Here is a 21,812-nt window from a genome sequence, read left to right on the forward strand (position 1 = left end):
GATGGCGAAGAAGGCTCTGATCGCAAAGGCTGCTCGCAAGCCCAAGTTCGGTGTGCGTGCGTACACCCGCTGCCAGCGCTGCGGCCGCCCGCACTCCGTGTACCGCAAGTTCGGCCTCTGCCGTGTGTGCCTTCGTGAGATGGCTCACCGCGGCGAGCTGCCGGGCGTGACCAAGAGTTCCTGGTAATCCCGCTCATCAGGGATTTCAGGGCTCTCGGTAAGCAGAGGGTTCGCTCAGGGGCCCACCCCTTCATGGCTTAGGCTAGGAGGGTTGGGCGCCCTGACGCCCGTACGACTTACTACGCCGTAGGTCCACCGCGCCGCACCCGTCCCGTCTCGGATCGGGGAGAGGGATGGCGCACCAGGAAACCCCGGCGAGAGAGGCCGAAGGCCAATTCATGACCATGACTGATCCGATCGCAGACATGCTGACGCGTCTGCGGAACGCGAACGCGGCGTACCACGACTCGGTGTCGATGCCGCACTCCAAGATCAAGTCGCACATCGCGGAGATCCTCCAGCAGGAGGGCTTCATCACGGGCTGGCGCGTCGAGGACGCCGAGGTCGGCAAGAACCTCGTCATCGACCTGAAGTTCGGCCCGAACCGTGAGCGCTCCATCGCGGGCATCAAGCGGATCTCCAAGCCCGGTCTCCGGGTGTACGCGAAGTCCACCAACCTGCCGAAGGTGCTGGGCGGCCTGGGCGTGGCGATCATCTCCACGTCGCACGGGCTCCTCACCGACAAGCAGGCCGGCAAGAAGGGCGTGGGTGGGGAAGTCCTCGCCTACGTCTGGTAGCAGAAGGGAACGGAGGAAACAGCTGTGTCGCGTATCGGCAAGCTCCCCATCGCGGTTCCCGCCGGCGTGGACGTCACCATCGACGGCCAGACGGTCACGGTCAAGGGCCCCAAGGGCACTCTGACCCACACCGTCGCGGCGCCGATCGAGATCGCCAAGGGTGAGGACGGCGTCATCAACGTCACCCGCCCCAACGACGAGCGTCAGAGCAAGGCCCTTCACGGCCTGTCCCGCACGCTGGTGGCGAACATGATCACCGGCGTGACCCAGGGTTACGTGAAGAAGCTCGAGATCAGCGGTGTCGGTTACCGCGTTGTCGCCAAGGGCTCGAACCTGGAGTTCTCCCTCGGCTACAGCCACCCGATCACGGTCGAGGCCCCCGAGGGCATCACCTTCAAGGTGGAGTCCCCGACCCGGTTCTCGGTCGAGGGCATCGACAAGCAGAAGGTCGGCGAGGTCGCGGCCAACATCCGCAAGCTGCGCAAGCCCGACCCGTACAAGGCCAAGGGCGTCAAGTACGAGGGCGAAGTCATCCGCCGCAAGGTCGGAAAGGCGGGTAAGTAAGCCATGGCATACGGGCAGAAGATCCTCAAGGGCGACGCCTACAAGCGTGCTGCTATCAAGCGTCGTCACATCCGGATCCGCAAGAAGGTCGCCGGCACCCCCGAGCGTCCTCGCCTGGTCGTGACTCGTTCCAACCGCCACATCGTGGCGCAGGTGATCGACGACCTGAAGGGGCACACCCTGGCGTCGGCGTCCTCCCTGGACGCTTCGATCCGTGGTGGCGAGGGCGACAAGTCCGCGCAGGCCAAGCAGGTCGGCGCCCTGGTCGCCGAGCGTGCCAAGGCCGCCGGTGTCGAGGCCGTCGTGTTCGACCGTGGTGGCAACCAGTACGCCGGGCGCATCGCCGCCCTGGCCGACGCCGCCCGCGAAGCCGGGCTCAAGTTCTGAGCCGCTTGTAGCTAGCGGAAAGAGAGAGGTAATCCAATGGCTGGACCCCAGCGCCGCGGAAGCGGTGCCGGTGGCGGCGAGCGGCGGGACCGGAAGGGCCGTGACGGCGGCGCTGCTGCCGCCGAGAAGACCGCGTACGTCGAGCGCGTCGTCGCGATCAACCGCGTCGCCAAGGTTGTGAAGGGTGGTCGTCGCTTCAGCTTCACCGCGCTGGTCGTGGTGGGCGACGGTGACGGCACCGTGGGTGTCGGATACGGCAAGGCCAAGGAGGTGCCGGCCGCCATCGCCAAGGGCGTTGAGGAGGCCAAGAAGCACTTCTTCAAGGTCCCCCGGATCCAGGGCACCATCCCGCACCCGATCCAGGGTGAGAAGGCTGCCGGCGTCGTGCTGCTCAAGCCCGCGTCCCCGGGTACCGGTGTGATCGCCGGTGGTCCGGTGCGTGCCGTGCTCGAGTGCGCCGGTATCCACGACGTGCTGTCGAAGTCGCTCGGCTCCGACAACGCCATCAACATCGTGCACGCGACCGTGGACGCCCTGAAGGGCCTGCAGCGTCCCGAGGAGATCGCGGCCCGCCGCGGTCTGCCGCTCGAGGACGTCGCTCCCGCGGCTCTGCTGCGTGCGCGTGCCGGGGTGGGTGCGTAATCATGGCGCAGCTGAAGATCACGCAGGTCAAGTCCTACATCGGCAGCAAGCAGAACCACCGTGACACCCTGCGTTCCCTGGGCCTGAAGCGCCTGGGCGACGTGGTCGTCAAGGAGGACCGCCCCGAGTTCCGCGGCATGGTGCACACCGTCCGCCACCTCGTGACGGTCGAGGAGGTCGACTGATCATGGCGGAGCAGAACCCGCTGAAGATCCACAACCTCCGTCCCGCCCCGGGCGCCAAGACCGCCAAGACCCGTGTCGGTCGTGGTGAGGCGTCGAAGGGTAAGACGGCCGGTCGTGGTACGAAGGGTACGAAGGCCCGCTACCAGGTTCCGGAGCGCTTCGAGGGCGGCCAGATGCCGCTGCACATGCGCCTCCCGAAGCTGAAGGGCTTCAAGAATCCGTTCAAGACCGAGTACCAGGTGGTGAACCTCGACAAGCTGGCCGCCCTCTACCCCGAGGGTGGCGAGGTCACCGTCGAGGACCTGGTGGCCAAGGGTGCCGTTCGCAAGAACGCGCTCGTCAAGGTGCTCGGCCAGGGCGAGATCTCCGTGGCGCTGCAGGTGACGGTCGACGCCGTCTCCGGCTCCGCCAAGGAGAAGATCACCGCCGCCGGCGGTACCGTCACCGAGCTCGTCTGAACCCATCAGGCGTCTTGATGACTTGAGCGATCCCGACCGGGGATGCCCCACAAATGGGGCATCCCCGGTTGGTCGTTCCTAGGGCGGCAGTCTCGCCGGTAAGGTGACCTGCACTGCCCACTTTTCCCGGGCGCCTCATGCGGGGCACTCGGGGCGGCAGTTGACCGTTACGTATTCGTCCTTAGTCGGAATCTCAAGACCGTCACCCTTGACGCAGTTGCGCGGGGGGTCGCAGGAGGCACCGTGCTCACCGCGTTCGCCCGGGCGTTCAAGACGCCCGACCTGCGCAAGAAGCTGCTCTTCACGCTCGGCATCATCGTGGTGTACCGGATCGGTACGCACATCCCGATCCCAGGTGTCGACTACCGCAACGTCCAGACCTGCCTCGACGCGGCCGAGGCCAACCAGGGCCTGTTCGGTCTGGTCAACATGTTCAGCGGTGGCGCGCTGCTCCAGATCACGATCTTCGCGCTGGGCATCATGCCGTACATCACGGCGAGCATCATCCTGCAGCTGCTGACCGTGGTGATCCCGCGCCTGGAAGCCCTGAAGAAGGAGGGCCAGGCCGGTACGGCGAAGATCACGCAGTACACGCGCTACCTGACGGTGGCGCTGGCCATCCTGCAGGGAACGGGTCTGGTGGCCACCGCCCGCAGCGGCGCCCTCTTCTCGGGCTGCCCGGTCGCCAACCAGATCGTCCCGGACCAGTCGATCTTCGTCACCATCACCATGGTCATCACCATGACCGCCGGTACCGCCCTGGTGATGTGGCTCGGTGAGCTGATCACCGACCGTGGCATCGGCAACGGCATGTCGATCCTGATGTTCATCTCGATCGCCGCGACCTTCCCTGCCTCCCTGTGGGCCATCAAGGAGCAGGGCAGCCTGGCCGACGGCTGGATCGAGTTCGGCACGGTCATGCTGGTCGGCTTCGTCATGGTCGGCCTGGTGGTCTTCGTGGAGCAGGCCCAGCGCCGCATCCCCGTCCAGTACGCCAAGCGCATGATCGGCCGCCGCTCCTACGGCGGTACGTCCACCTACATCCCGCTGAAGGTGAACCAGGCCGGTGTGATCCCGGTCATCTTCGCGTCGTCCCTGCTCTACATCCCGGCGCTGATCGCCCAGTTCTCGAGCGGCAACGCGGGCTGGAAGACCTGGATCGAGAAGAACCTGGTCGCGACGGATGCGCCCATCCACGTGACCCTGTACTTCCTGCTGATCGTCTTCTTCGCCTTCTTCTACGTGGCCATCTCCTTCAACCCCGAAGAAGTCGCCGACAACATGAAGAAGTATGGTGGCTTCATCCCGGGCATCCGGGCTGGCCGACCGACCGCTGAGTACCTGAGCTACGTACTCAACCGGATCACCTGGCCGGGTTCGCTGTACCTGGGCCTGATCGCTCTCGTGCCGACAATGGCGTTGGCTGGTTTTGGGGCAGACCAGAACTTCGTGTTCGGAGGGACCAGCATCCTGATCATCGTGGGTGTGGGTCTCGAGACCGTGAAGCAGATCGAGAGCCAGCTCCAGCAGCGCAATTACGAAGGGTTCCTCCGCTGATGCGAATCGTCCTCGTCGGGCCGCCGGGTGCTGGAAAGGGTACGCAGGCCACCCGCCTTGCCGAGAAGCTGCGCATCCCGCACATTTCCACCGGTGACCTGTTCCGGGCCAACATCAGCCGGCAGACCGAGCTGGGCAAGCTCGCGAAGTCCTATATGGACGCCGGCAACCTCGTTCCGGACGAGGTCACCATCGCCATGGCCAAGGACCGCATGGAACAGCCCGACGCCGAGGGCGGCTTCCTGCTGGACGGCTTTCCCCGCAATGTGTCCCAGGCCGAAGCTCTGGACGAGCTGCTGAAGACCGAGAGCATCCAGCTGGACGCGGTCCTCGACCTGGAAGCCCCCGAGGACGAGGTCGTCAAGCGGATCGCCGGGCGGCGGATCTGCCGCAAGGACTCCAGCCATGTGTTCCACGTGTCGTACAGCCCGCCCGAGCAGGAGGGCGTGTGCGACGTGTGCGGCGGTGAGCTGTACCAGCGCGACGACGACACCGAGGAGACGGTGCGCACGCGCCTGGAGGTCTACCACACGCAGACCGAGCCGATCATCGACTACTACAAGGCGCAGGGCCTCGTGGTGACGATCTCGGCGCTCGGCGCGGTGGACGACGTCACCCGGCGCGCGCTGGAGGCGCTCAAGCGCGACAAGTAGAAACGCTCCGCGCTCGTTGCAGCCGCGGTCCGCTCACGGCGGGCCGCGGCTGCGGCGTGGCGGGGGCGGGGCGCCCCGGAGCTGCCCCGGAGCGCCCGAAAGGGGCCGTGGACGCGGGCTTCGCCCGTCCGGGTGCCCGTATCGTTGATGACGACAGACTCTCCCCCGGTCCAGAAAGGCCGTAGTCCCCATGGTGCAGATCAAGAGCCCTGAGCAGATCGCCAAGATGCGCGAGGCGGGGCTGGTCGTCGCCGCCATCCACGCGGCCACCCGGGAGGCGGCCGTCCCCGGGGCGACCACCAAGGATCTGGACCAGGTCGCCCGGAAGGTGCTCGCGGAGCACAACGCCAAGCCGAACTTCCTCGGCTACGGAGGGTTCCCGGCGACCATCTGCACCTCGGTGAACGAGGTCGTGGTGCACGGCATCCCCTCCGACGACGTGGTCCTCAAGGACGGGGACATCATCTCCATCGACTGCGGCGCGATCGTCGACGGCTGGCACGGTGACGCCGCCTACACGGCGTTCGTCGGCTCCGGTCACGCTCCGGAGCTGATCGAGCTGTCCCGCGTCACCGAGGAGTCGATGTGGGCCGGCATCGCGGCGATGAAGCAGGGCAACCGCCTGGTCGACATCTCCCGCGCCATCGAGACCTACATCCGCCGCCAGCCCAAGCCCGGCGGCGGCCGTTACGGGATCATCGAGGACTACGGCGGCCATGGCATCGGCACCGAGATGCACATGGACCCGCACCTGCTGAACTACGTCGACCGGCGCCGGGGCAAGGGCCCCAAGCTGGTCCCCGGCTTCTGCCTGGCCATCGAGCCGATGGTGAGCCTGGGCACACCGAAGACGGTCGTCCTGGAGGACGAGTGGACCGTGGTGACCACCGACGGCACCTGGTCCTCGCACTGGGAGCACTCCGTCGCGCTCACCGAGCAGGGCCCGCTGGTCCTGACGGCCCCCGACGGCGGCAAGGCCAAGCTCGCCGAGTACGGCATCACGGCCGCCCCCGATCCGCTCGGTTAAGGATCAGCCGGGTGGGGCAGACTTCCCCGATTCGTCTTTCCGGGTGTGCTGACGTAGACTGACTCGTCGGCTCTGGTGCACCCGCATGTCCGCATGCACGCCAGCGGTGCTCGCAGGAGTCGATCAAGGTAGTCGATTCGAAGGGCGAAGCGTGGCCAAGAAGCAAGGTGCCATCGAGATCGAGGGCACTGTCGTCGAGTCTCTGCCGAACGCCATGTTCAAGGTCGAGCTCCAGAACGGCCACCAGGTCCTGGCACACATCAGCGGCAAGATGCGTATGCACTACATCCGCATCCTCCCTGACGACCGGGTCGTGGTGGAGCTGTCTCCGTACGACCTGACGCGTGGCCGGATCGTCTACCGCTACAAGTAGATCTTGCCCACGTCCCGCGTCAGCGGGGCCGCCGGCAACTGACCCGGAGAACCTCACATCCCATGAAGGTCAAGCCGAGCGTCAAGAAGATCTGCGACAAGTGCAGGGTGATCCGCCGTCACGGTCGGGTCATGGTCATCTGCGACAACCCGCGCCACAAGCAGCGCCAGGGCTGACGCACGACCTGCCCTCTGCCTTCCGCAGAGATTCGCGCGACGCGAGCTGAGTATGTACATACGCAGGGCCCGAGCCGCATGCGGCTCGACACCCCCGGTTCGGAGGCCGGGGACCCAGTTCGTACCTGGTACGGCGGCTGGGAGCCGGTCCTGTGGAAGACCTCCGACAACCAACTGGAGCCATTGAATGGCACGCGTTTCCGGTGTTGACATCCCGCGCGACAAGCGCGTGGAGATCGCCCTCACCTACGTGTTCGGCATCGGCCGGACCCTTTCGAAGCAGACGCTGGCGGCGACCGGCGTCGACCCCAACACCCGCGTCCGCGACCTGACCGAAGAGCAGCTGGTCGCCATCCGCGAGTACGTCGACAACAACATCAAGACCGAGGGTGACCTCCGTCGCGAGATCCAGGCCGACATCCGCCGCAAGGTCGAGATCGGCACCTACCAGGGTCTGCGTCACCGTCGCGGTCTGCCCGTCCGCGGTCAGCGCACCAGCACCAACGCGCGTACCCGCAAGGGCCCGCGTCGCGCCATCGCCGGCAAGAAGAAGCCGGGCAAGAAGTAGTCCTCAGCGGACTTCGCCGTCCAGCGGTCTTCGCTGTAGGACCGACCACCTCCCGTAGGAGTACAGATGCCCCCCAAGGGACGTCAGGGCGCGACCAAGAAGGTGCGCCGCAAGGAAAAGAAGAACGTCGCTCACGGCCACGCGCACATCAAGAGCACGTTCAACAACACCATCGTTTCGATCACCGACCCGAGCGGCAACGTGATCTCCTGGGCCTCCGCCGGCCACGTCGGCTTCAAGGGCTCCAGGAAGTCCACGCCGTTCGCCGCGCAGATGGCCGCCGAGTCGGCCGCCCGCCGCGCCCAGGAGCACGGCATGCGCAAGGTCGACGTGTTCGTCAAGGGCCCGGGCTCCGGTCGTGAGACCGCCATCCGGTCCCTGCAGGCCACGGGTCTCGAGGTCGGCTCCATCCAGGACGTCACCCCGACCCCGCACAACGGCTGCCGGCCGCCGAAGCGCCGCCGCGTCTGACCCGACGCGAGGATCCGCCCCCGCCGGGGTGATCGTCGCCGTCGCGCAGCAGGTGCGCTTCGTCACGGTCCGTGGTTCCGGGCGATACGGCCGAGTCATATCGGCCGTATCGCCCGTTACCCTTGCAGTACCCGCATCTGTGACCGGTGCGGTTTCCGTCGGGCGTCATATAGCGGTCGCCCACGAATGAAGGATCTGATCCACACATGCTGATCGCTCAGCGTCCCTCGTTGACCGAAGAGGTTGTCGACGAGTTCCGCTCCCGGTTCGTGATCGAGCCGCTGGAGCCGGGCTTCGGTTACACCCTCGGCAACTCCCTGCGCCGTACCCTCCTGTCGTCGATCCCCGGTGCGGCCGTCACCAGCATCCGGATCGACGGCGTCCTGCACGAGTTCACCACCGTGCCGGGCGTCAAGGAGGACGTCACCGACCTGATCCTCAACATCAAGCAGCTCGTCGTCTCCTCCGAGCACGACGAGCCCGTGGTGATGTACCTGCGCAAGCAGGGCCCGGGTCTGGTCACCGCCGCCGACATCGCGCCGCCGGCCGGTGTCGAGGTGCACAACCCCGACCTGGTTCTGGCGACCCTCAACGGCAAGGGCAAGCTGGAGATGGAGCTGACGGTCGAGCGTGGCCGCGGTTATGTCTCCGCCGTCCAGAACAAGCAGGTCGGCCAGGAGATCGGCCGGATCCCGGTCGACTCGATCTACTCGCCGGTGCTCAAGGTCACCTACAAGGTCGAGGCCACCCGAGTCGAGCAGCGCACCGACTTCGACAAGCTGATCGTCGACGTCGAGACCAAGCAGGCGATGCGTCCCCGCGACGCCATGGCCTCCGCCGGTAAGACGCTGGTCGAGCTGTTCGGCCTCGCCCGCGAGCTGAACATCGACGCCGAGGGCATCGACATGGGTCCGTCCCCGACGGACGCCGCCCTCGCCGCCGACCTGGCGCTGCCGATCGAGGAGCTCGAGCTCACCGTCCGGTCGTACAACTGCCTCAAGCGTGAGGGCATCCACTCCGTGGGCGAGCTCGTCGCGCGCAGCGAGGCCGACCTCCTCGACATCCGCAACTTCGGTGCGAAGTCGATCGACGAGGTCAAGGCGAAGCTGGCCGGCATGGGCCTGGCCCTGAAGGACAGCCCGCCCGGATTCGACCCGACCGCCGCCGCGGACGCCTTCGGGACGGACGACGACGCGGACTCCGGGTTCGTGGAGACCGAGCAGTACTGAGGCTCGGGCCTCCCGGTCCGTACCCGGGGTGCGGGCGCGCCGCGCTTGATCGCACGGCTCCCCGCACCTCTTCCGGGCGCGGTCCCCTCGCGGGCCCGTGCCCGGATCTCCGACAGGCGACCGCCTGCTCGGATACTGACCCCGGTACCTGATACGGCCGGGGCAGACACCTAGGAGAAACACGATGCCGAAGCCCACCAAGGGTGCCCGTCTGGGCGGCAGTGCCGCGCACGAGAAGCTGATGCTCGCGAACCTCGCGAAGTCGCTGTTCGAGCACGGCCGCATCACCACCACCGAGGCGAAGGCCCGCCGTCTGCGGCCGTACGCCGAGCGCCTGATCACCAAGGCGAAGAAGGGCGACCTTCACAACCGCCGCCAGGTGCTCCAGGTCATCACGGACAAGAGCGTCGTGCACACGCTCTTCACCGAGATCGGCCCGCGGTACGAGAACCGTCCGGGTGGCTACACCCGCATCACCAAGATCGGTAACCGCCGTGGCGACAACGCGCCCATGGCCGTGATCGAGCTGGTCGAGGCGCTGACGGTGCAGCAGAAGGCGGTCGGCGAGGCCGAGGCCGCCACCAAGCGTGCGGTCAAGGAGGACGCCCTCAAGAAGGAGGAGGCCACCGAGGCCAAGTCCGACGAGGCGCCCGCCGAGGAGTCGGCCGAGGAGTCGAAGGACGCGTAAGCGTTCTTCTGTCCCGGCCGCGGGCCCGCTCCCTTCCAGGGGGCGGGCCCGTTCCGTCTTCCGGGGGCCGGGGCTCGGCGCGGGGGCGGTCCCCTTCGCCGCCCCGGCGGGAGAGCCGCGCCGCTCCTGAGAGAATTCGCACGTGAGTGATGAAGTAGCGCCGGGACACGTCCGCATCCGCCTCGACCTGTCCTACGACGGGACCGACTTCTCCGGCTGGGCCAAGCAGGCCGGGGGACGGCGGACCGTGCAGGGGGAGATCGAGGACGCGCTGCGCACCGTCACCCGGTCCCGGGAGACCTACGAGCTGACCGTCGCGGGACGCACCGACGCCGGGGTGCACGCCCGGGGACAGGTGGCCCATGTGGACCTGCCCGAGAGCGTGTGGCGCGAGCACCACGAGAAGCTGCTCAAGCGCCTCGCAGGGCGGCTGCCGCGGGATGTGCGGGTGTGGGCCCTGCGCGAGGCCCCCAGCGGCTTCAACGCGCGGTTCTCGGCTATCTGGCGCCGTTACGCCTACCGGGTCACCGACAACCCCGGAGGCGTCGACCCGCTGCTTCGCAACCACGTCCTGTGGCACGACTGGCCGCTCGACGTCGACGCCATGAACGAGGCCGCCCGCGCCCTGCTCGGCGAGCACGACTTCGCCGCGTACTGCAAGCGCCGCGAGGGCGCCACCACCATCCGCACCCTGCAGGAGCTGAGCCTGGTGCGCGGCGACGACGGCATCATCACCGCCACCGTGCGGGCGGACGCCTTCTGCCACAACATGGTGCGCTCGCTGATCGGGGCGCTGCTCTTCGTGGGCGACGGCCACCGGCCGCCGGACTGGCCGCGCAAGGTCCTGGACGCGGGCGTGCGGGACTCGGCCGTGCATGTGGTGCGGCCGCACGGGCTGACGCTGGAGGAGGTCGGCTACCCGGCGGACGAGCTGCTGGCCGCGCGCAGCAAGGAGGCCCGCAACAAGCGGACGCTGCCGCCGCGGGGCTGCTGCTGAGACCCCCGGGGACCGGTGCGGGCCCCTGGATCCGGAGATGCGCGAGGGCCGGTCCTGATCCCGTCGGGGCGGGCCGGCCCTCGGTGCGGCTGCTCCCGCGCGGCTACTCGTTCGCCGCTGCCGACGCCTGGGCCTCGCCCCTGCGGCGGATCTGACGGAACGTGAACTCGGCGAGGTCGTCGCCGGTCGAGAAGACGGCCTTGTCCTTGGTCGTCACGTCCTTGCCGTTGGTGAAACCGGCCAGGGTGAAGTAGGCGTAGCGGCCGTAGGAGTTGATGGTGGACCGGCACACCGCGCCGTCGCAGAACTCCTTGACCCCGCCGCCCGACAGGGACTTGATGATGCTCTTGTTGTCGGCCTGCTTCTTGGCCTTGAGCGCCTGCGCCTCGGTGTCGAAGACCGCCACGCCGACCGTCACCGCCACGTCGTCCTTGGTGTAGCTGACGCGCATCAGGCGGGTGCAGTCGTTGTCGGTGAGCACCTTGGGCAGCGTCGCCTTGGCGGCCGACGCGCAGTTGCGGGTGTCCGCCGTGGGCCCCTTCTTGTACACCGTCTCACCCATGGTGAGTTGGGTGCCGGGGAAGAGGATGTCGGGCCCGAGCGGCGCCCGGTCCTTCTTGACGTTGGAGATGAAGTCCTTCGGGTCCAGCGGTGGCGGCGCACTGGTGGGTGCGAACGACGGCACGGTGCTGGTCGCGCTCGGGATGTCGGCGGCGCCGGGCAGCTGGGAGGACGGGCCGCCCGCGCTCTCGTTGCCGCCGTCGGCGGACACCACGGCCAGCGCCACCGCCGTGCCTATCGCGATGGTGGCGAGCGCGCCGCCGCCTATGAACAGCAGCCGCCGCCGTTTGGCGCGGGCCTCGGAGGCCTCGGCGAGCGCGGCCCAGTCGGGGGACTGGCCGGAGCTGCCGCTGTTCCAGGGCTGCTGAGAATGCGGTTTCCAGGGATCCCACTGTTGCTGAGAGCCCCCCTGCCCATAACTCATGGGGCGCATCTTAGACGGGCTCCAGGGCGTGCTGGTCCGCCTCAACGGGCCCCGGAGCCCGTAGCGTTGCGCCCGTGGTGAGGCGCAAATGCGACATCTCCGGGTGGTTGGTGCGACCGGCCGGCGGGCCCCGCGGCAGGGGGCCGGTGCGGTCCCGGACCCGCCGCCGGCGCGCGCGGCGCGGGTGACCTCGGACGGGGCCCGGACGGGTGGTCCGTGCGGTGGTGTGCGACGGACTCGCGGGCGGTCGCGGTGCCGGGTCCGATCGCGGCGGCGTCCGCGGAGCCGCTTCCGGTCGTGCATCTCACGTTCACGTTCCGGGAGGCCCGGCAGGTCCCCGCGGGGCCCGTGCTTCCCCTGTGCCTGCCGGCGGCGAGCCGGGGCCGGCGGGTGACGGCGGGTGCGCCGACCGGAGTGATCGTCGTACTGGAGCCGCTGCTCGCGCCGATGGTGCTGCCGTTCGTCTTCGCGCGCCGGTGGGGGGGCGCAGGCCGCGCTGACCGCGATGCCCGTGGCTTGTGTCGGTCGCGGTGCCGGGGAAGGTGCCGTTCGTGGTTTCCGGGGATGTGCCGGAGGCGGAGCCCCTCGTGCTTTCCGGGGCTGCCCCGGTCGGTCCTGCCGGGGTTGCCGCCGGAGCCCGCCGCATGGACCTGCTTGCTCGCGGCCGCGGGGTGTGCGCGTACCGGCGCTGGGGTGCGGGCGTACCGGCGCTGGGGTGTGTGCGTACCGGCGCTGGAGTGCGGGCGTACCGGCGCTGGGGTGTGTGCGTGCCTGCGCTGGATCGCGGGCGGCGCCGGGCCGCTGCGGCTGCTGGAGACGGCCACCGGGCTGATGCTCCCGGTTCCGCTGCTCGTCGGGCCGTCGTACGAGCGCTCCCTGCTGATCGTCGTGCCCCTGCTGCTCGCCGGGGCGCGGGTACGCCGGGTCGTCGGCGCGCCGGCCCCGGACCCGGCCGGCGCCGCCGCCGCGGCTTCCGGGCCGCCCCCGCCGGGGCTCGCGCGGGTGTCGCGGCCGGCGCCGCGCGGCGTCCTCACCCTCTGTGCACGGGCCGTGTCCGTGCCGGCCGTGCCCCCACCCCCGGACGCCGGCCGCGGCGCACTCGTCGGCGGCGGTCGGCCGCGGTGTGCCCGTCCTGGGCGGCGGCCGGCCGGTCCCCGAGGGCGTCCGCGCAGCTCCGCAGGCGCCCTGCCGCGTGACCCGTGGGTGTGCCGCAGGCAGCCCACCAGGGGCTTCAGAATCGAAGGAGTGCGTGCAGTCCGCGCAGGCCGACTCGTTTTGACCCGTCCGGCCGAGCGTGGGTATTCTGCATGTTCGTTATGTGTATTGGCTTGCTCATTCTCACGTGAGGGGCCCTTACACCGGTCCACCGGGCCGATGACCAGCGACCAGCACGCGGCTTGCGTCACCGCAGTGCGGTCAGGGCTGTCGTGATCGCCTTCGGTGACCTTGTCAGGACCATTCACTGAAGAAGCAAAGGCTACGAACCGTGCGTACGTACAGCCCCAAGCCCGGCGATGTGACGCGCCAGTGGCACGTCATCGATGCCCAGGACGTCGTCCTGGGCCGTCTGGCCTCCACTGCTGCCTCCCTCCTGCGTGGCAAGCACAAGCCGATCTACGCACCGCACGTCGACACCGGTGACTTCGTCATCATCATCAACGCCGACAAGGTGCACCTCTCCGGCAACAAGCGGACCCAGAAGATGGCGTACCGCCACTCCGGCTACCCGGGTGGTCTGCGCTCCGTCCGTTACGACGAGCTGCTCGAGAAGAACCCCGAGAAGGCCATCGAGAAGGCCGTGAAGGGCATGCTGCCCAAGAACTCCCTGGGCCGTCAGATGCTCTCGAAGCTGAAGGTCTACTCGGGCGACCAGCACCCGCACGCTGCTCAGCAGCCGGTGCCGTTCGAGATCAGCCAGGTCGCGCAGTAAGTCCGGCCACCCCCTAAGACTGAAGAGAATCTGAGGAGAATCGTGGCCGAGACCACTGCTGAGCAGCCGCTCGAAGAGCTTGACATCGACAGCTACACCACCGAGTCCGAGGCCCCCGTCGAGGGCGAGTACACCTCGGAGTCCATGGCGTCCCGCTTCGGCGAGCCCCAGCCGGCCGCCGGCCTGGGCCGCCGCAAGAACGCCATCGCCCGCGTCCGGATCGTCCCGGGCACCGGCAAGTGGAAGATCAACGGTCGCACCCTCGAGGACTACTTCCCGAACAAGGTGCACCAGCAGTCCGTGAACGAGCCCTTCAAGGTGCTCGAGCTCGAGGGCCGCTACGACGTCATCGCCCGCATCTCCGGCGGCGGTGTCTCCGGTCAGGCCGGTGCGCTCCGCCTGGGTGTCGCCCGTGCGCTGAACGAGGCCGACGTCGACAACAACCGCGGCCCGCTGAAGAAGGCCGGCTTCCTGCGCCGCGACGCCCGCGCGGTCGAGCGGAAGAAGGCCGGTCTGAAGAAGGCCCGCAAGGCTCCGCAGTACAGCAAGCGCTGAGGTACGCGCCTGCCTGTACTCCGAACGCCCCGGCGGCACGCCACTGTGCTGCCGGGGCGTTCGTGTTTCACTGACGTGGGCGTATGACGACACCATGCGCTCAGCGGCTAATGTGATCGGATGGTCGTGCTGCCCGCCCCGGCGGGCCGCCCAGGGGCCGGGCCCGCTCCGGGTGCGGCCGGCCGCCCGGCGATGCGGAGCCGCACTCGCATCGCGACCTCGCGACTCGCGACCTCGCGACCGTCCAGCGCCTCGGCACCCTGCCGACGTCGCCACGGCGCGGTTTCGGTACTGATGCTTCCTCAGGAGGACAAGTGGGACGACTCTTCGGCACGGACGGCGTGCGTGGTGTCGCCAACGCGGACCTGACCGCGGAGATGGCCCTCGGCCTCTCCGTGGCCGCCGCGCACGTGCTGGCCGAGGCGGGCACGTTCGAAGGGCACCGGCCCACGGCGGTGGTCGGGCGCGATCCGCGCGCCTCCGGGGAGTTCCTGGAGGCCGCCGTCGTCGCCGGTCTGGCCAGCGCCGGTGTGGACGTGCTGCGGGTCGGCGTGCTGCCCACGCCCGCCGTCGCCCACCTGACCGCCGCGCTCGGCGCCGACCTCGGCGTGATGCTCTCCGCGAGCCACAACGCCATGCCCGACAACGGCATCAAGTTCTTCGCCCGCGGCGGTCACAAACTCGCCGACGAGCTGGAGGACCGCATCGAGGCCGTCTACGAGGAGCACCGCACCGGCGCGCCCTGGGACCGGCCGACCGGCGCCGGCGTGGGCCGCGTGCGGGACTACCACGAGGGCCTCGACACCTACGTCGCCCACCTCGTCGGCGTCCTGCCGAACCGGCTCGACGGGCTGAAGATCGTCCTCGACGAGGCGCACGGCGCGGCCTCCCGGGTGTCGCCGGAGGCGTTCAGCCGGGCCGGCGCCGAGGTCGTCACCATCGGTGCCGACCCCGACGGGCTCAACATCAACGACGGCTGCGGCTCCACCCACCTGGACAAGCTCAAGGCGGCCGTCGTCGAGCACGGCGCCGACCTCGGCATCGCGCACGACGGGGACGCCGACCGCTGCCTGGCCGTCGACCACACCGGTGAGGAGGTCGACGGGGACCAGATCCTCGCCGTGCTGGCGCTGGCGCTGCGGGAGCGGGGCGCGCTGCGCTCGCAGACCGTGGTGGCGACCGTGATGTCGAACCTCGGCTTCAAGCTGGCGATGGAGCGCGAGGGCATCCAGCTGGTGCAGACGGCCGTCGGCGACCGGTACGTCCTGGAGGAGATGAAGGAGCGCGGCTACGCGCTCGGCGGCGAGCAGTCCGGGCACGTCATCGTGCTGGACCACGCCACCACCGGCGACGGCACGCTCACCGGCCTGCTGCTGGCCGCGCGGGTCGCCCAGACCGGCCGCACGCTGCGCGACCTGGCCGCGGTGATGGAGCGGCTGCCGCAGGTGCTGATCAACGTCCCGGACGTGGACAAGTCCCGGGTGAAGACCTCGCCGGAGCTCGCGGCGGCCGTGGCGGAGGCGGAGCGGGAGCTCGGCGAGACCGGACGGGTGCTGCTGCGCCCCTCCGGGACCGAGCCGCTGGTCCGGGTCATGGTCGAGGCGGCCGACAGCGACCAGGCCCGCACCGTCGCCGGCCGGCTGGCCGATGCGGTGAAGTCCGCGCTGGGCTAGCCCGCCGCCCGGACCGATGACGCGGCACCGCTTCCCCGGAGGGAAGTGCTGCCGCGTCGTGCTTTCCCCCTACAGCTTGCGCAGACTGAGGCGCTGGACCTTGTGGTCCGGGCCCTTGCGCAGTACCAGGGTGGCCCGGCCCCGGGTAGGGGCGATGTTCTCGACCAGGTTCGGCTCGTTGATGGTCCGCCACATGGTGCGGGCGTAGTCCAGGGCCTCCTCCTCGGAGACCTGCGTGTACTTGCGGAAGTACGAGGACGGGTTCTGGAACGCGGTCTCGCGCAGCCGCTTGAAGCGGTCGAGGTACCAGCGCTCGATGTCCTCGGTGCGGGCGTCCACGTACACGCTGAAGTCGAAGTAGTCGGCGAGACCGACCCGGGTGCGCCCGTCCTTGCCCGGGAGGGCCGGCTGCAGGACGTTCAGCCCCTCGACGATTAGGATGTCCGGCCGGCGCACCACGAGCTTCTCGTCCGGCACGATGTCGTACTTCAGATGCGAGTACACCGGCGCGGTGACCTCGTCCTTGCCGGCCTTGATGTCGGCGACGAACCGGGTGAGCGCACGGCGGTCGTACGACTCGGGGAAGCCCTTGCGCGACATCAGACCGCGGGCCTGGAGCTCCTTGGTCGGCAGCAGGAACCCGTCCGTGGTCACCCGCTCGACCCGGGGGTGCTCGGGCCAGCGCGACAGCAGGGCCCGCAGCAGGCGGGCCACGGTCGACTTGCCGACGGCGACGGAACCGGCGACCCCTATGACGAACGGCGTGCCCGACTGGGAGCCCTGCTCGCCCAGGAAGGTGTTCAGGGCCCCGCGCAGCCCGTCGGTGGCCTTGACGTAGAGATTGAGCAGCCGGGACAGCGGGAGGTAGATGTCCCGCACCTCGTCGAGGTCGATGACGTCACCGAGTCCGCGCAGCTGCTCGACCTCCTCGGCGGTGAGCGGCAGCGGCGTCTTGTCGCGCAGCGCACTCCACTCGGCACGGGTGAGATCGACGTAGGGAGTCGTCTCCGGCCGCTGCCGGTGGGCGCTCCGGGATGTCGAGGAGACCTGTGAGATCACAGTCCATTGTTAACGCTGTTCGAACCCGATGGCGGGTGGGGTGTGTCACGTCGGCGCCCGCCCCCACCGGGCCCACCGGACCGGGCCTCCTCTCGCGCGGTCCGTACTTCCCCCTCGGCCAGGTGGAGGCGATGCCGGGAACCGCTCACGCGGACATGCATGGCGCGGGCCTGAAGCGGTGCCGGGGTGCTGCGGGGCATGCCGGTGCCTTCTTGCCCGGCATGCCCCGCATCCCTTCCCCCTGGCGACGCGTTCCCCCGGTCGCTGGTCGATGGGTGCGTGAGCGGAGTGGTGAGATCCGTTCAGGCGCGGCGAAACTGTAGGCATCGATCCGAGGGGGAGGGAAGGGGAGGCGCCCGGCCGCGTGCGGGGCGGGCGGCCTGATCCTTTCCCTCGGGCGACAGTTGCCTCGGCTCACCAACGCTGCGCAGACCAAGGGGCGCTTGTGAAGGTTTCGTGACCGAAGGGCGGAGACGGTGGCCGCCGGTCGGTGAAAGTCGGCCGAGAGTCGACGGTACGCGGGCGATGCGCCGGGGCGTGGGCCGGTTTCAAGATCACGTCGGTGTCACGTTCGCATACCGGGTGGTCTCTCTGTTGATCATCTGTGGGGATTCTGCGCCTAGGGTGCGCGCACCATCATGCGGAGTTCTCCGCACCAGTGAAGAGAGAGCCGACAGTGAAGCCCACATCCGTCCGCCGTACCGCCCTGGCCGCCTCCGCCGCCGCCCTCACCCTGCTGGTCACCGCCTGCGGTGGCGACGGGGAGAAGGCCGACGAGGGCAAGGGTGCCTCCGAGCCGACCGCGGCGCCCGCCCCCGCGGCGAAGGCGCTGACCGGCGCAGAGCTGGAGAAGGCCGCTCTGGCGCAGTCGGACGTCGAGAAGGGCAAGGTCGCCGCCGAGGTCCCGGCGAGCGACGACCTCACCGCGGACCAGGTGAAGGCCGAGGACGGGGCCTGCCTGCCGCTGGCCCGTGCGCAGGCGGGCGTCGCGCAGGGCGACCCGGCGGCGACGGCGAAGCGCTCGTGGACCGGCGAGCCGAAGAAGCCCGCCGCGGACACCGACCCCGAGGAGGCCCTCGGGGCGGCCCTGGACGTCTCGAAGATGCTGATCACCCTCGCCTCGTACGAGGACGGCGGCGCGGAGAAGGCCATGAAGGGCCTGAGCGCCGCGGCCGAGAAGTGCACCGGCGGCTTCAAGACCACCACGAGCGGCGAGAAGCTGGAGATCGCCAAGGTCGCCACGACCGCCGCGCCGAAGGGCGGCGACGAGAGCGCGGCCATCACGCTCACTCTGGCGGCCGAAGGCGGGCTCGAGGCCCCGAACAAGGTCGTCGCCGTCCGCAAGGGCTCGACCGTGGTGACCTTCACCGTCGTGAACCTGGCGGCGATGGCCGACGGCAAGGACTTCGAGGTGCCCGCGGACGTGGTGGACGCGCAGGTGTCCAAGCTCGGCTGACGTGCGTTCAGGGGCGGGGAGGCCGGGGCTCGCCGACGCCCTCCCCGCCCGCCTCGGCGAGCAGCTCCGCCGTCTCGGTGTGCCCGCCCTCCCGGGCCCACTCCAGGGCGGTGCGGCCGGTGCCGTGGTCCTCGCGGAGGTTCGGGTCGGCGCCGTGCGCGAGCAGTTCGCGTACGGCGCCGATGTGTCCCCAGCACGCGGCCGCGCACAGCGGTGTGCCCTCCGAGCCGGCCCCGCCGCTCTCGGTGTCCGGGCGGGCGCCGGCGCTCAGCAGCAGGCGGGCGATCTGCGCGTGTCCGCTCACGGCGGCCAGATAGAGCGGCGTCGCGCCCTCGCCGCCGGGGTGCTCCGGGTCGGCGCCGGCTCGCAGCGCCGCGCGCACTCCGGCCGTGTCGCCCACGACGATCGCGTCCACGAGACGCCGGGTGAGTTTCTTGCGCCGACGGTGGTTCATGGCGGCCGAGGCTACCCCGAGCCGTGACTCGGGGAAGGTCCCGCCGGCCGTTCGTACGGTAGTGGGAATTTCCGATTCCGGGCAGGTGGAGGCCGATCCGGGTGGCTGACGGGCCATAGGGTGCCCTGTATGTGCGGAATCGTGGGTTATGTGGGTACGCAGTCGGCGCTCGACGTGGTGACCGCAGGGCTGAAGCGGCTGGAGTACCGGGGCTACGACTCGGCAGGGGTCGCCGTCCTCGCGGACGGCGGTCTGGCCACCGCCAAGCGGGCCGGGAAGCTGGTCAACCTGGAGAAGGAGCTGGCCGAACGGCCGCTGCCCACGGGCACGACCGGGATCGGACACACCCGGTGGGCCACCCACGGCGGACCGACCGACTCCAACGCCCACCCGCACCTCGACAACGCCGGCCGGGTCGCCGTCGTCCACAACGGCATCATCGAGAACTTCGCCGCCCTGCGCGCCGAACTCACCGAGCGCGGCCATGAACTGACCTCCGAGACGGACACCGAGGTGGTCGCCCACCTGCTCGCCGAGGAGTTCTCCTCCTGCGCCGACCTCGCCGAGGCGATGCGGCTGGTGTGCCGGCGGCTGGAGGGGGCGTTCACCCTGGTCGCCGTGCACGCCGACGAGCCGGACGTCGTGGTGGGCGCGCGGCGCAGCTCACCACTGGTCGTGGGCATCGGCGAGGGCGAGTCGTTCCTCGCCTCGGACGTCGCCGCGTTCATCGCGCACACCCGGTCCGCGATCGAACTCGGCCAGGACCAGGTGGTGGAGCTGCGCCGGGACTCCGTCACCGTCACCGGCTTCGACGGCAGCCCCGCCGAGGTGAACCCGTACCACGTCGACTGGGACGCCTCCGCCGCCGAGAAGGGCGGCTACGACTACTTCATGCTCAAGGAGATCGCCGAGCAGCCGAAGGCCGTCGCCGACACGCTGCTGGGGCGGATCGACGGCTCCGGCACGCTGTCGCTGGACGAGGTGCGGATCCCTGACGGTGTGCTGCGCGAGGTCGACAAGGTCGTCATCGTGGCATGCGGTACGGCCTTCCACGCCGGGCTGATCGCCAAGTACGCCATCGAGCACTGGACGCGGATCCCCTGCGAGGTGGAGCTGGCCAGCGAATTCCGCTACCGGGACCCGATCCTCGACCAGCAGACCCTGGTCGTCGCGATCTCCCAGTCCGGCGAGACCATGGACACGCTGATGGCGCTGCGGCACGCCCGCGAGCAGGGCGCCCGTGTCCTGGCGATCTGCAACACCAACGGCTCGACGATCCCGCGGGAGTCGGACGCGGTGCTCTACACGCACGCCGGTCCGGAGGTCGCGGTCGCCTCCACCAAGGCGTTCCTGACCCAGCTGGTCGCCTGCTACCTCGTCGCCCTCTATCTGGCGCAGGTGCGGGGCACCAAGTGGGCCGACGAGATCCGGGCGGTCGTACGGGATCTCTCCTCCATCTCCAAAGCCGTGGAACGGGTGCTGGAGACCATGGGCCCGGTGCGGGAGCTGGCCCGTTCCCTGGCCGGAAAGAACACCGTCCTCTTCCTCGGCCGGCACGTCGGATACCCCGTCGCCCTGGAGGGCGCCCTCAAGCTGAAGGAACTCGCCTACATGCACGCGGAGGGCTTCGCGGCGGGCGAGCTGAAGCACGGGCCCATCGCACTGATCGAGCAGGACCTGCCCGTCGTGGTCGTCGTGCCGTCACCCCGCGGCCGTTCCGTCCTGCACGACAAGATCGTCTCCAACATCCAGGAGATCCGGGCCCGCGGCGCACGGACCATCGTCATCGCGGAGGAGGGCGACGAGGCGGTCGTCCCCTACGCCGACCACCTGATCCGCATCCCGGCCACACCGGTGCTGCTGCAGCCCCTGGTGGCGACGGTCCCCCTCCAGGTCTTCGCCTGCGAACTGGCCACGGCCCGCGGCAACGAGGTGGACCAGCCGCGGAACCTGGCGAAGTCGGTGACGGTGGAGTAGGGCCGGCGGCGGGGCGAGCGCCTGGGTGCGAGAACTCCGTCCGGGATCCCGTGTACGATTTCGGGCAGATCTGCGATGGTCGCTCGGCGTGACTGTGTGATCGATCTCAAGGTGACCTCCGCCGATTATCCGGAGGACGAGACCAGGCACTCCGGCGTCGGCGACTACGGCACCTTCACCTTCCACTCGTCCGGCGGACGTGGCCAAGTACACCTATCAGCTCACCGGCGAGGCGACTGGCTACCCAGGTTCAGCTTCGCAGCTTGCAATCTGCCGTTGCAGGGGCGACTCGGAATGGCGTTCCTGCAGGAAGGATGGTTACTTCCGGCGGTTGGGAGCTTGAGTTCAGTCAGCGCCAGCAAGATCCACTCCCCGCTCTCGTTCACGCTCTCCATGTCGGTCAGGAGTAGCCGATGGTAAAAGTAACTCGGTGGGCTCCCTGTCCCGGTGCCGTTGTAGAGCAGGATCCGTGGATCCCGCTGGATGCCTCATGGGAAGTCGACAGGGATCGCCAACCTCTTTACCTGATGATTTCCGGCAGCTCTGGCGGCTATCTTGAGGTCCGGGTGCACCCTGAAAGTGGTCAACTGATGAGCTTGACGGTTATCGACCTTCCCCCGGAAGGGGGTGGCCTGGACTCGGTTCCCGAACCGGAATTGCTCGGGGATGTCGTGCCAGTATTCGACATCTCGGAATGGGAGGACGTCGACCCTGCCATTCGGAGTGTGAGAAAAACTGTCGACCTGTCGCATGTTCGCCTTCCGGAAGGCGAACTACTAACCCTCGGTGGAGCTGTGACGGCTGTCGAGGCAAGCTGCGGTCCTGTTGTGGTGGGAGTGAGTCATCAAAGTGAGCTGACGCACTTCTGGTTCAGGAGTGGATCAACAGAAAGTTGATCGCGTTCGACGCGGCGCGCATGCAGATCTGAAGCCCTGCCAGGTGCGTCCTGGC

26 protein-coding genes are annotated in these 21,812 nt (G+C 69.1%); 23 read left to right on the forward strand and 3 right to left on the reverse strand.

What is annotated here, in order from left to right; genetic code table 11:
• The first annotated feature begins 1 nt into the window (after position 1).
• The 17 genes from HCJ93_RS04145 (at position 2) to truA (ending at position 10,772) form a co-directional block, all read left to right on the forward strand.
• Positions 2–187 (forward strand): type Z 30S ribosomal protein S14, encoded by a 186-nt coding sequence (locus HCJ93_RS04145; RefSeq protein WP_003956452.1) that lies wholly within the window; start codon positions 2–4, stop codon positions 185–187.
• A gap of 211 nt (positions 188–398) precedes the next feature.
• A complete protein-coding gene (rpsH, locus tag HCJ93_RS04150) occupies positions 399–797 on the forward strand; it encodes a 30S ribosomal protein S8 (RefSeq protein ID WP_167991133.1) in 399 nt (132 codons plus the stop codon).
• Between the two features lie 24 nt (positions 798–821).
• On the forward strand, positions 822–1,361 hold the full coding sequence (gene rplF, locus HCJ93_RS04155) for a 50S ribosomal protein L6 (RefSeq protein WP_167991134.1): 540 nt from the start codon (positions 822–824) through the stop codon (positions 1,359–1,361).
• A gap of 3 nt (positions 1,362–1,364) precedes the next feature.
• Positions 1,365–1,748, forward strand: coding sequence for a 50S ribosomal protein L18 (rplR, locus tag HCJ93_RS04160; RefSeq protein ID WP_167991136.1), 384 nt, complete (start codon positions 1,365–1,367; stop codon positions 1,746–1,748).
• Between the two features lie 36 nt (positions 1,749–1,784).
• Complete coding sequence (gene rpsE / locus HCJ93_RS04165) at positions 1,785–2,390, forward strand: 30S ribosomal protein S5 (RefSeq protein WP_167991138.1); 606 nt, start codon at positions 1,785–1,787, stop codon at positions 2,388–2,390.
• 2 nt (positions 2,391–2,392) lie between these two features.
• Positions 2,393–2,575 (forward strand): 50S ribosomal protein L30, encoded by a 183-nt coding sequence (gene rpmD, locus HCJ93_RS04170; protein ID WP_030174559.1) that lies wholly within the window; start codon positions 2,393–2,395, stop codon positions 2,573–2,575.
• A gap of 2 nt (positions 2,576–2,577) precedes the next feature.
• A complete protein-coding gene (gene rplO, locus HCJ93_RS04175) occupies positions 2,578–3,033 on the forward strand; it encodes a 50S ribosomal protein L15 (protein WP_167991139.1) in 456 nt (151 codons plus the stop codon).
• Between the two features lie 243 nt (positions 3,034–3,276).
• Positions 3,277–4,590 (forward strand): preprotein translocase subunit SecY, encoded by a 1,314-nt coding sequence (gene secY / locus HCJ93_RS04180; RefSeq protein WP_167991141.1) that lies wholly within the window; start codon positions 3,277–3,279, stop codon positions 4,588–4,590.
• Positions 4,590–5,243: an adenylate kinase gene (locus tag HCJ93_RS04185; RefSeq protein WP_167991143.1), complete on the forward strand. Its 654-nt coding sequence runs from the start codon at positions 4,590–4,592 to the stop codon at positions 5,241–5,243. Before secY ends, HCJ93_RS04185 begins: the two co-directional genes overlap by 1 nt.
• 190 nt (positions 5,244–5,433) lie before the next feature.
• Entirely contained in the window at positions 5,434–6,270 is an 837-nt protein-coding gene (gene map, locus HCJ93_RS04190) for a type I methionyl aminopeptidase (RefSeq protein WP_167991145.1), read from the forward strand.
• A gap of 151 nt (positions 6,271–6,421) precedes the next feature.
• The gene (gene infA, locus HCJ93_RS29255; protein WP_003948620.1) at positions 6,422–6,643 is read left to right on the forward strand and encodes a translation initiation factor IF-1; all 222 of its coding nucleotides are present in this window, start codon (positions 6,422–6,424) and stop codon (positions 6,641–6,643) included.
• Positions 6,644–6,705: 62 nt separating this feature from the next.
• Positions 6,706–6,819, forward strand: coding sequence for a 50S ribosomal protein L36 (gene rpmJ, locus HCJ93_RS04200; protein WP_003974245.1), 114 nt, complete (start codon positions 6,706–6,708; stop codon positions 6,817–6,819).
• A 187-nt stretch (positions 6,820–7,006) separates the two neighbouring features.
• A complete protein-coding gene (rpsM, locus tag HCJ93_RS04205) occupies positions 7,007–7,387 on the forward strand; it encodes a 30S ribosomal protein S13 (RefSeq protein ID WP_167991146.1) in 381 nt (126 codons plus the stop codon).
• 66 nt (positions 7,388–7,453) lie between these two features.
• Positions 7,454–7,858: a 30S ribosomal protein S11 gene (rpsK, locus tag HCJ93_RS04210; protein WP_125496499.1), complete on the forward strand. Its 405-nt coding sequence runs from the start codon at positions 7,454–7,456 to the stop codon at positions 7,856–7,858.
• 206 nt (positions 7,859–8,064) lie between these two features.
• Positions 8,065–9,087: a DNA-directed RNA polymerase subunit alpha gene (locus HCJ93_RS04215; RefSeq protein WP_167991148.1), complete on the forward strand. Its 1,023-nt coding sequence runs from the start codon at positions 8,065–8,067 to the stop codon at positions 9,085–9,087.
• Between the two features lie 184 nt (positions 9,088–9,271).
• Positions 9,272–9,775, forward strand: coding sequence for a 50S ribosomal protein L17 (rplQ, locus tag HCJ93_RS04220; RefSeq protein WP_167991150.1), 504 nt, complete (start codon positions 9,272–9,274; stop codon positions 9,773–9,775).
• A 142-nt stretch (positions 9,776–9,917) separates the two neighbouring features.
• Entirely contained in the window at positions 9,918–10,772 is an 855-nt protein-coding gene (gene truA / locus HCJ93_RS04225) for a tRNA pseudouridine(38-40) synthase TruA (RefSeq protein WP_167991152.1), read from the forward strand.
• A gap of 103 nt (positions 10,773–10,875) precedes the next feature.
• Here the strand turns inward: truA and HCJ93_RS04230 are convergent, their stop codons facing one another.
• Positions 10,876–11,757 (reverse strand): hypothetical protein, encoded by an 882-nt coding sequence (locus HCJ93_RS04230; RefSeq protein ID WP_167991154.1) that lies wholly within the window; start codon positions 11,755–11,757, stop codon positions 10,876–10,878.
• 1,486 nt (positions 11,758–13,243) lie between these two features.
• On the opposite strand from HCJ93_RS04230, the gene rplM reads away from it, so the two are divergent.
• The 3 genes from rplM to glmM all read left to right on the forward strand — a co-directional run bounded on the left by rplM (position 13,244) and on the right by glmM (position 15,915).
• Positions 13,244–13,687, forward strand: coding sequence for a 50S ribosomal protein L13 (gene rplM / locus HCJ93_RS04235; RefSeq protein ID WP_167991155.1), 444 nt, complete (start codon positions 13,244–13,246; stop codon positions 13,685–13,687).
• 42 nt (positions 13,688–13,729) lie between these two features.
• Entirely contained in the window at positions 13,730–14,242 is a 513-nt protein-coding gene (gene rpsI / locus HCJ93_RS04240) for a 30S ribosomal protein S9 (RefSeq protein ID WP_167991157.1), read from the forward strand.
• Between the two features lie 314 nt (positions 14,243–14,556).
• Positions 14,557–15,915: a phosphoglucosamine mutase gene (gene glmM, locus HCJ93_RS04245; protein WP_167991158.1), complete on the forward strand. Its 1,359-nt coding sequence runs from the start codon at positions 14,557–14,559 to the stop codon at positions 15,913–15,915.
• Between the two features lie 69 nt (positions 15,916–15,984).
• On the opposite strand, the gene coaA is transcribed toward glmM, so the two are convergent.
• Entirely contained in the window at positions 15,985–16,974 is a 990-nt protein-coding gene (coaA, locus tag HCJ93_RS04250) for a type I pantothenate kinase (RefSeq protein WP_167991159.1), read from the reverse strand.
• Positions 16,975–17,650: 676 nt separating this feature from the next.
• Between coaA and HCJ93_RS04255 the strand changes: the two genes are divergently transcribed.
• Positions 17,651–18,430 (forward strand): hypothetical protein, encoded by a 780-nt coding sequence (locus HCJ93_RS04255; protein WP_167991160.1) that lies wholly within the window; start codon positions 17,651–17,653, stop codon positions 18,428–18,430.
• A gap of 7 nt (positions 18,431–18,437) precedes the next feature.
• Here HCJ93_RS04255 and HCJ93_RS04260 read toward each other — a convergent pair whose 3' ends face one another.
• Entirely contained in the window at positions 18,438–18,884 is a 447-nt protein-coding gene (locus tag HCJ93_RS04260; protein ID WP_167991161.1) for an ankyrin repeat domain-containing protein, read from the reverse strand.
• A gap of 129 nt (positions 18,885–19,013) precedes the next feature.
• Here HCJ93_RS04260 and glmS point away from each other — a divergent pair, with 129 nt between their 5' ends.
• Positions 19,014–20,861 carry a glutamine--fructose-6-phosphate transaminase (isomerizing) gene (gene glmS / locus HCJ93_RS04265; protein WP_167991163.1) on the forward strand — a complete coding sequence of 616 codons (1,848 nt, stop codon included), beginning with the start codon at positions 19,014–19,016 and terminating at the stop codon, positions 20,859–20,861.
• A gap of 413 nt (positions 20,862–21,274) precedes the next feature.
• Positions 21,275–21,757 carry a hypothetical protein gene (locus tag HCJ93_RS04270; RefSeq protein WP_167991164.1) on the forward strand — a complete coding sequence of 161 codons (483 nt, stop codon included), beginning with the start codon at positions 21,275–21,277 and terminating at the stop codon, positions 21,755–21,757.
• The last annotated feature ends 55 nt before the right edge of the window (positions 21,758–21,812 follow it).

The sequence above is a fragment of the Streptomyces composti genome (assembly GCF_012034205.1).
Classification (GTDB): domain Bacteria; phylum Actinomycetota; class Actinomycetes; order Streptomycetales; family Streptomycetaceae; genus Streptomyces; species Streptomyces composti.

Excerpts from the sequence above, each read along its gene's own strand:
- HCJ93_RS04145 (WP_003956452.1), top strand. The coding sequence starts at position 2 with ATGGCGAAGAAGGCTCTGATCGCAAAGGCTGCTCGCAAGCCCAAGTTC.
- rpmD (WP_030174559.1), top strand. The coding sequence starts at position 2,393 with ATGGCGCAGCTGAAGATCACGCAGGTCAAGTCCTACATCGGCAGCAAG.
- rpsK (WP_125496499.1), top strand. The coding sequence starts at position 7,454 with ATGCCCCCCAAGGGACGTCAGGGCGCGACCAAGAAGGTGCGCCGCAAG.
- HCJ93_RS04270 (WP_167991164.1), top strand. The coding sequence starts at position 21,275 with ATGGTAAAAGTAACTCGGTGGGCTCCCTGTCCCGGTGCCGTTGTAGAG.
- glmS (WP_167991163.1), top strand. The coding sequence starts at position 19,014 with ATGTGCGGAATCGTGGGTTATGTGGGTACGCAGTCGGCGCTCGACGTG.
- map (WP_167991145.1), top strand. The coding sequence starts at position 5,434 with ATGGTGCAGATCAAGAGCCCTGAGCAGATCGCCAAGATGCGCGAGGCG.
- rplO (WP_167991139.1), top strand. The coding sequence starts at position 2,578 with ATGGCGGAGCAGAACCCGCTGAAGATCCACAACCTCCGTCCCGCCCCG.
- HCJ93_RS04230 (WP_167991154.1), bottom strand. The coding sequence starts at position 11,757 with ATGAGTTATGGGCAGGGGGGCTCTCAGCAACAGTGGGATCCCTGGAAA.
- rpsH (WP_167991133.1), top strand. The coding sequence starts at position 399 with ATGACCATGACTGATCCGATCGCAGACATGCTGACGCGTCTGCGGAAC.
- rplR (WP_167991136.1), top strand. The coding sequence starts at position 1,365 with ATGGCATACGGGCAGAAGATCCTCAAGGGCGACGCCTACAAGCGTGCT.
- rpmJ (WP_003974245.1), top strand. The coding sequence starts at position 6,706 with ATGAAGGTCAAGCCGAGCGTCAAGAAGATCTGCGACAAGTGCAGGGTG.
- HCJ93_RS04185 (WP_167991143.1), top strand. The coding sequence starts at position 4,590 with ATGCGAATCGTCCTCGTCGGGCCGCCGGGTGCTGGAAAGGGTACGCAG.
- HCJ93_RS04215 (WP_167991148.1), top strand. The coding sequence starts at position 8,065 with ATGCTGATCGCTCAGCGTCCCTCGTTGACCGAAGAGGTTGTCGACGAG.
- rplQ (WP_167991150.1), top strand. The coding sequence starts at position 9,272 with ATGCCGAAGCCCACCAAGGGTGCCCGTCTGGGCGGCAGTGCCGCGCAC.
- rpsM (WP_167991146.1), top strand. The coding sequence starts at position 7,007 with ATGGCACGCGTTTCCGGTGTTGACATCCCGCGCGACAAGCGCGTGGAG.
- rpsE (WP_167991138.1), top strand. The coding sequence starts at position 1,785 with ATGGCTGGACCCCAGCGCCGCGGAAGCGGTGCCGGTGGCGGCGAGCGG.
- HCJ93_RS04260 (WP_167991161.1), bottom strand. The coding sequence starts at position 18,884 with ATGAACCACCGTCGGCGCAAGAAACTCACCCGGCGTCTCGTGGACGCG.